The organism is Nocardioides sp. NPDC057577, from assembly GCF_042801335.1.
In the GTDB taxonomy this organism is placed as follows: Bacteria; Actinomycetota; Actinomycetes; order Propionibacteriales; family Nocardioidaceae; genus Nocardioides.
Genome location: NZ_JBHVGB010000237.1, coordinates 1 through 7,514, shown reverse-complemented (window position 1 = coordinate 7,514; position 7,514 = coordinate 1). Strand labels below are relative to the sequence as shown.

The window sequence follows — 7,514 nt, the reverse complement described above, 5'->3', positions numbered from 1 at the left end:
GCCCTGGCCGTTTCGGGACGTACCTCAGTCCTCCTTGGCACCCAGGGTGCCGAGGTAGAGCTCGATCACCTTCGGGTCGTCGGCGAGCTCGCGCCCGGCCCCGGTGTAGGCGTTGCGGCCCTGGTCGAGCACGTAGCCACGGTCGCAGATCTGCAGGCAGCGACGGGCGTTCTGCTCGACCATCACGACCGAGACACCCGCCTGGTTGATCTTGCGGGTCTGCACGAAGACCTCGTCCTGCATGACCGGCGAGAGCCCCGCGGAGGGCTCGTCGAGCAGCAGGACCGACGGCTCCATCATCAGCGCCCGGCCCATCGCGACCATCTGACGCTCACCGCCGGAGAGGCCACCGGCGCGCTGCTTGCGGCGCTCCCCCAGGGCAGGGAAGATCCCGGTGACGAACTCGAACCGCTCCGCGAACTTCTTCGGGGCCTGGTAGCAGCCCATCTCGAGGTTCTCCTCGATGGTCAGGCTCGGGAAGACGTTGTTGTTCTGCGGGACGAACCCGATACCTCGTGAGACCAGCTCGTCGGCACGCTTGCCGGTGATGTCCTCACCCTTCAGCTTGACCGTGCCCTCGTGGATCTTCACCAGGCCGAACAGCGCCTTGAGCAGAGTCGACTTGCCGGCGCCGTTGGGGCCGATGATGCCGACCAGCTCGCCGGGCTGGCAGTAGAGGTCGGTGTCGTTGAGGATGTTGACCCCGGGAAGGTAGCCCGCGATGAGCCCGTCGGCGCGGAGCACCGCGCCCTCGGCCTCGCTCAGGTGCTTCTCGCGGAACTGCTCCGCATCGGTGGAAGTCACTTCGAGTCCTCCTCTTGGACGGTCTCGGCCTCGAGCTCTGCCTCGACCTCGGCCTCGAGGACCTCTTCGTCGAGCTCGCTCAGGTCGGTGTCGTGGTGGGCCCCGAGATAGGCGTCGATGACACGCTGGTCGGCCATGACCGACTCAGGAGTGCCCTCAGCGACGATCTGCCCCTGGGCCATCACGATGACCCAGTCGGAGATGTCGCGGACCATGTCCATGTCGTGCTCGACGAAGAGGACCGTGCGGCCCTCGTCGCGCAGCGACTTCACGTGACCGAGCAGCGACTGCTTCAGGGCGGGGTTCACCCCAGCCATCGGCTCGTCGAGCATGACGACCTCCGGGTCGACCATGAGCGCGCGGGCCATCTCGAGCAGCTTGCGCTGGCCGCCGGAGAGCGACCCGGCGAAGTCCTCGCGCTTCTTGTCGAGCAGGAACCGGGCCAGCAGGTCGTCGGCCTTCGTGGTGACCTCGTCCTCCTGCTTGCCCCACAGGAACTTGAACGGGGCGGCCCAGAACCGCTCCCCCTTCTGTCCCGTGGCGCCCAGGCGCATGTTCTCGATCACGGTGAGCTTGGCCAGCACCTTGGTGAGCTGGAAGGTGCGCACCATCCCGAGTCGGGCGACCTTGTAGGGGGCGACGCCCTTGAGCGACCTGCCCTCCAGGCTCCACGAACCGCTGTTGGGCTGGTCGAAGCCGGTCAGCAGGTTGAAGAACGTCGTCTTCCCGGCTCCGTTGGGGCCGATCAGCGCGGTGATCGCACCACGCTGGATCTCGACGTGGTCGACGTCGACGGCGGTGAGTCCACCGAACGTACGCGTGATGTTGTCCGCGACGATGATCGGGTCGGACTTCTTGCTGCCCGGCTCCGTGCTCGCCCCGACCAGGCCCGCGGGCCCCGTCTTGGTCTCCACGGCGTTCGTCTCGGTGCTCGTCTGGTCAGTCATGTCAGCGTCCATCGATCGCGATCTCCCTACGGTCGCCGATGATCCCCTGGGGACGGAAGATCATCAGCAGCATGATGGCCAGCCCCAGCATGATGTAGCGGATCACACTGGCCTGGGTGTCGGTCATGATCACCGTCGGGATCCATCCGCCCTTACCTGCCGACTGGCTGAAGAACGAGCCTAGCCCCGCGATCAGGAACCAGAACAGGACCGAGCCGATGACCGGGCCCATCACTCGGCCCGCGCCGCCGAGGAGCAGAGCGGCGAAGGCGTAGAACGTCATCAGCGTGGAGTAGTCGCTCGGCACGACCGAGGCCTGCTTGAGCGCCAGGAACATGCCGCCCAGACCACCGATGACACCACCGAGAGCAAGCGCCTGCATCTTGTACGCGAACACGTTCTTGCCCAGCGAGCGGACCGCGTCCTCGTCCTCACGGATGGAGCGGAGCACACGGCCCCACGGGCTGCGCATGAGCGCCCACACGAGCACGCAGCACAGCGCGACCAGGATCCAGCCGACGGTCAGCGACCACAGGTCGTTGCGCCCGAAGGAGATGAACCCCAGATCGATGCCGCTGGTGTAGGGGTTGGCGTCCTGGAACGGCCCCGCGTAACCGTTGAGGCCGTTGGAGCCACCGAAGGTGTCCTTCATCTCCACCGAGCCGAAGACGAACCGCAGCACCTCGGCAGCGGCGATGGTGACGATCGCCAGATAGTCGGCGCGCAGACGAAGCGTCGGCACACCCAGGATCACGGCGAGCACCAGCGGGGCCACGATCGACATGGTGATACCGAGCCAGAACGGCGCCCCGAAGGTGACCACGGAGACGGCCAGACCATAGGCGCCCACGGCGACGAACCCGGCCTGGCCGAAGTTGAGCAGCCCGGTGTAGCCGAAGTGGATGTTGAGGCCGATGGCGGCCAGGGCGAAGACGATTGCCTGCGGGCCCAGAGCCTGCTGCAACGCTGCCCGGAGAATGTCGAGAATATCCATTGTCTCTCCTACCCGAGCCGCTCTTTGCGACCCAGGATGCCCTGGGGCCGGACCAGCAGGATCACGATCATGATCAGCAGCGGGCCGATCTCCTTGATGGAGGTGGGTACGCCGAACAGCGGCCCGAGCTCGTAGACGAGCCCGATCACCAGCGAGCCGACGAGAGCACCCCAGATCGTGCCGAGACCACCGAGGGTGACCGCAGCGAGGATGACCAGCAGGATCCGCATGCCCATGAAGGCGTTGACCTGCAGCTGCATCGCGTAGAGCACACCGGACAGCGCGGTCAGCGCTCCACCGATCACCCACGCGTTGGTGATGACGCCGTCGACCCGCAGGCCGGAAGAGGCGGCCAGTGCCGGGTTGTCCGAGACCGCGCGCATCGCCTTGCCCATCCGGCTCTTGGCCAGCCACAGGCAGACCGCGGTGATCGTGACGATCGAGATGAGCACGATGACCACCTCACGGTCGGCGAGCGAGAGCCAGAGGTAGTACCAGTGCTGCTCGCGCTGCTGGCCGTTGTACTGCGACAGCGCCCGCGTCGAGGAGCCGTAGAAGTACTGGAACAGGTAGCGCAGGAAGATCGCCAGGCCGATCGAGACGATCATCATCGCGATCAGGCCGGTGCCGCGCCGGCGCAGCGGGCCCCACAGGATCTTCTCCTGCGCGAAGCCACCCAGGCCACCGAGGAGGACCGCGATGATGCCGGCCAGGAGCACCGAGACCGAGGCCAGAGCGCCGGTCTTGAAGACCTGGTCGAAGGTCCAGGCCATCAGCGCACCGAAGGTGAGCATCTCGCCGTGGGCGAAGTTGGACAGGCCGGTCGTGCCGAAGATCAGCGAGAACCCGAGGGCAGCCAGGCACAGGACCAGGGAGAACACGATCCCCGCGCGCAGGTTCTGGGCGAGGTCCTTGGCGAAGTTCGACTGCTCACCGGCGGTGACCCCGATCGGGAAGATCGCCCGGTTGTTGGGTCCCTGGAAACGTACCTGGACGGTTGCCTCGCCCTTGGTGTTCTCGTCGAGGACCGTCCCTTCCGGGAGCGTCTTCTCGTCGAGGGTCACGGTGTACTTACCGAGCTCCTCGACGACGATGATCGCCACACCCTTGTCGTCGGTGACGCCCTCGCCGGCCTTCTTGCCGTCCTTGCTGACCTCGAGGGTCACTCCCGGGATCGGTTTCGGATTGCCTTCGGCATCCTTGTTGGCCTCGTCCTGAAGCGTCACCTGGATCGCGGTGGCGTCCGGCGGTGGGGTCTCGGTTGCCTGTGCGGCACCCGGGCTCCCAACCAACAGCACCATCAGCGCACCGATGAGCGCGACGAGGACTCTGTAGAGCCGCTTGCGCACGTGGGTACTCCTGCCTGTGTGTCCTAAAGACGGATCCTGACACCAGCTGAATACGCTGGTCGGCCGGATCCGCGCGGGCAGTCTAGGCCGACTTCACCCACGAACAAGCCACAGGTTGACCCTCAATGGAGACCGCAACCGATCTGTGACGTGCCGTTTACACGGATTCAGGTACGTGGCCCGCTGACGCCGTGCTCGATGACGCCCTCGGCGACCTGGCGCATCGAGAGTCGCAGGTCCATCGCGGTCTTCTGGATCCACCGGAAAGCCTCGGGCTCGCTCAGCGTGAGGCCCTCCTGCAGGATGCCCTTGGCCCGGTCGACTGCCTTGCGGGTCTCCAGCCGGTCGGTCAGACCGGCGACCTCCCGCTCGAGCTGGGCGAGCTCCTGGAAGCGGCTCACCGCCAGCTCGATCGCCGGCACCAGGTCGGTGATGTTGAACGGCTTGACGAGGTAGGCCATCGCACCCGCGTCGCGGGCCCGCTCGACCAGGTCGCGCTGCGAGAAAGCGGTCAGCATGACCACCGGGGCGATCCGGTCGCGCGCGATCGCCTCCGCCGCCGCGATCCCGTCGAGCACCGGCATCTTCACGTCGAGGATCACCAGGTCGGGTCTGTGCTCGGTGGCGAGCTCGATCGCCGCCTTCCCATCGCCCGCCTCACCGACGACGTGGTAACCCTCCTCGGTGAGCATCTCCTTGAGGTCCATCCTGATCAGGACCTCGTCCTCCGCGATGACTACCGTACGCCGCGCCTGGCTCTCCGGGGTGCTGCTGGGGTTGCTCTCCGTCACGAGCACAGACTAGGCCATCGCAAGCACACACCGGCTACGTGATCTCAGACTCGGTCCGGTAGGTTTGCCCTGTGCCAGGCCCGTTCACGGGCCCCAAAGCCCCGGTACTCCAACGGCAGAGAGGGCGGTCTCAAACACCGTATAGTGTCGGTTCGAATCCGACTCGGGGCACCAGAATCGCACTTCTGTTCCATCGGATTGTCGGTGGTCGAGTGCAGACTACGAGCATGTACTCGGCCCCGGTCCGCGCCGCGGCACTCGCCCGCCTCCAGCAGGGCGACTCGCTGTCGACAGTGTCGCGTGCGACGGGGGTCGCGCGATCCACCGTTCGGGAGTGGCGGGATCATGACCCATGCAGCAGACCCGGCGGCTGCCCGCGGTGTGACGAGCTGCCGATCGACCAAGAGGCGTACGCCGCGCTTCTCGGCTTCTACCTCGGCGACGGCCACATCGCGAAGGCCGCCCGCTACTACTTCCTCCGAATCACATGCGACATGGCCCATCCCCGGATCATCGAGAACGTGGTCGACCTGCTTGGCCGGATCAGGCCAGGCGGCAAGGTCTTCATCGTCGAGAAGCCAGGCTGTGTAGACGTTCAGCTGAACTGGCAGCACTTGCCCTGCCTCTTCCCCCAGCACGGCCCCGGCCGAAAGCACGAGCGCAAGATCGCCCTGGAGCCATGGCAGCAGGAGATCGTCTCGGCCCACCCCGGACCATTCCTCCGTGGCCTCTTCCACTCCGACGGCTGCCGGGTGGCGAACTGGGCGACCCGGGTCGTCGCGGGAGAGAAGAAGCGCTACGAGTACGGCCGCTGGCAGTTCACCAACCACTCCGACGACATCCGCGACCTGTGCACCGCGACCCTCGACCTGGTCGACATCCCGTGGCGCCGGTCCTCATGGAAGACGATCAGCGTCTCGCGCCGCGAGGCGGTCGCGGCGCTCGACGCGTTGATCGGTCCTAAGACCTAGCCGCGCTCAGCTCTTGCGCTCGTAGGCGGGCGCGACCTCGTTGATCGCGTCGCCGATGCGGTGGATGCGCAGGGCGTTGGTGGAGCCGGGGATGCCGGGAGGCGAGCCGGCGATGATGACGACGAGCTCGCCCTCCTCGACGCGGCCGAGCTTGAGCAGGTTCTCGTCGACCTGGCGGACCATCTCGTCGGTGTGCTCGACCTCGTCGGTGCGGAAGGTCTCGGTGCCCCAGCTGAGCGCGAGCTGGCTGCGTACGGCATCGGAGGGGGTGAAGGCGAGCAACGGGATCGCGCCGCGCAGCCGGGAGAGGCGGCGGGCGGAGTCACCGGAGGTGGTGAAGGCGACCAGGTATTTCGCGCCGACCCGGTCGGCGACCTCGGCGGCGGCCTTGGCGATGACGCCGGAGCGGGTGTGCGGGTCCCAGTCGATGCGGGTGAGCTCGGCGGCTGCGGAGCTGTCCCGGGAGAGGGCGTGGCGCTCGGTGGCGGCGATGATGCGGGCCATGGTCTCGACGGTGTGGATGGGGTATTCGCCCACGCTCGTCTCGGCGGAGAGCATCACCGCGTCGGCGCCGTCGAGGACGGCGTTGGCGACGTCGTTGGCCTCGGCGCGGGTGGGCGCCGGGTTGGAGATCATCGAGTCGAGCATCTGGGTGGCGACGATGACCGGCTTGGCGTTGAGGCGGGCCAGCTCGATGATCCGCTTCTGCAGGAACGGCACCTCCTCGAGCGGGCACTCCACGCCGAGGTCGCCACGGGCCACCATGAACATGTCGAAAGCGGCGATGACCTCGTCGAGGTTGTCGATCGCCTGTGGCTTCTCGATCTTGGCGATGACCGGGACGACACGCCCCTCCTCGTCCATGATCTTGCGGACGTCCTCGTAGTCCTCCGCGTTGCGCACGAAGCTGAGCGCGATCATGTCGACGCCGAGCCTGAGCGCGAACCGGAGGTCCTCCTCGTCCTTCTCGGACAGGGCCGGCACCGAGACGGCGACGCCGGGCAGGTTGATGCCCTTGTTGTTCGAGACCGGCCCGCCGACCAGCACCTCGGTGTGGACGTCGGTGTCGTCGACCGCGGTGACCCGCAGGCGCAGCTTGCCGTCGTCGATCAGGATCGGGTCGCCGACCTTCACGTCACCGGGAAGTCCCTTGTAGGTCGTCCCGCAGATCTCGTCGTCACCCTGCACCTCGCGCGTGGTGATCGTCCAGGCCTGGCCGCGGCGCAGGGTCGCGGAGCCTTCCTTGAACCGCTCCAGCCGGATCTTGGGCCCCTGCAGGTCAGCGAAGATACCGACGCTGTGCCCGCTCGCGGCCGCCGCCTCCCGCACCAGCGCGTAGTTGCCGGAGTGGTCGTCGTGGGAACCATGGCTCATGTTCATCCGGGCGACGTCCATGCCTGCGTAGACGAGCTCGCGGATGCGACGCTCCGTCCCGACGGCGGGTCCCAGGGTGCAGACGATCTTCGCTCTTCTCACGGGAGCCCAGACTACTCCTCTGGAACGTTCAAACCAGCACCCGCGGGGCGCCTCTCTTCGGAGGTTCATCGAGCATTCACGCCGGATCGCCGGGTCAATGGACGGGTGCCACAAACTCCTCGCCACAAGTGTGTACGAACCTTGTCCGATCCTCCGATCCGATGGCTGAGACCCGACTGGCC

7 protein-coding genes and 1 tRNA gene are annotated in these 7,514 nt (G+C 66.8%); 2 read left to right on the top strand and 6 right to left on the bottom strand.

The features are described 5' to 3' along the window. Window positions 1-24: 24 nt before the first annotated feature. The 5 genes from ACFU7D_RS27625 to ACFU7D_RS27605 all read right to left on the bottom strand — a co-directional run bounded on the left by ACFU7D_RS27625 (window position 25) and on the right by ACFU7D_RS27605 (window position 4,891). Window positions 25-804 carry an ABC transporter ATP-binding protein gene (locus ACFU7D_RS27625; protein ID WP_378873364.1) on the bottom strand — a complete coding sequence of 260 codons (780 nt, stop codon included), beginning with the start codon at window positions 802-804 and terminating at the stop codon, window positions 25-27. After that, window positions 801-1,751, bottom strand: coding sequence for an ABC transporter ATP-binding protein (locus ACFU7D_RS27620; RefSeq protein WP_378732963.1), 951 nt, complete (start codon window positions 1,749-1,751; stop codon window positions 801-803). Before ACFU7D_RS27620 ends, ACFU7D_RS27625 begins: the two co-directional genes overlap by 4 nt. A 1-nt stretch (window position 1,752) precedes the next feature. Next, on the bottom strand, window positions 1,753-2,745 hold the full coding sequence (locus ACFU7D_RS27615) for a branched-chain amino acid ABC transporter permease (RefSeq protein ID WP_378732961.1): 993 nt from the start codon (window positions 2,743-2,745) through the stop codon (window positions 1,753-1,755). Between the two features lie 8 nt (window positions 2,746-2,753). Next, window positions 2,754-4,094, bottom strand: a complete 1,341-nt coding sequence (locus tag ACFU7D_RS27610; RefSeq protein WP_378732959.1) for a hypothetical protein — start codon at window positions 4,092-4,094, stop codon at window positions 2,754-2,756. A gap of 167 nt (window positions 4,095-4,261) precedes the next feature. Next, entirely contained in the window at window positions 4,262-4,891 is a 630-nt protein-coding gene (locus tag ACFU7D_RS27605) for an ANTAR domain-containing response regulator (protein ID WP_091046519.1), read from the bottom strand. Between the two features lie 92 nt (window positions 4,892-4,983). Between ACFU7D_RS27605 and ACFU7D_RS27600 the strand changes: the two genes are divergently transcribed. Both ACFU7D_RS27600 and ACFU7D_RS27595 read left to right on the top strand, forming a co-directional pair. Next, window positions 4,984-5,059 (top strand) — tRNA-Leu (locus ACFU7D_RS27600). Between the two features lie 53 nt (window positions 5,060-5,112). Continuing rightward, window positions 5,113-5,856, top strand: coding sequence for a helix-turn-helix domain-containing protein (locus ACFU7D_RS27595; protein ID WP_378873362.1), 744 nt, complete (start codon window positions 5,113-5,115; stop codon window positions 5,854-5,856). Between the two features lie 6 nt (window positions 5,857-5,862). On the opposite strand, the gene pyk is transcribed toward ACFU7D_RS27595, so the two are convergent. Next, on the bottom strand, window positions 5,863-7,332 hold the full coding sequence (pyk, locus tag ACFU7D_RS27590; RefSeq protein WP_378732956.1) for a pyruvate kinase: 1,470 nt from the start codon (window positions 7,330-7,332) through the stop codon (window positions 5,863-5,865). Window positions 7,333-7,514 lie beyond the last annotated feature (182 nt).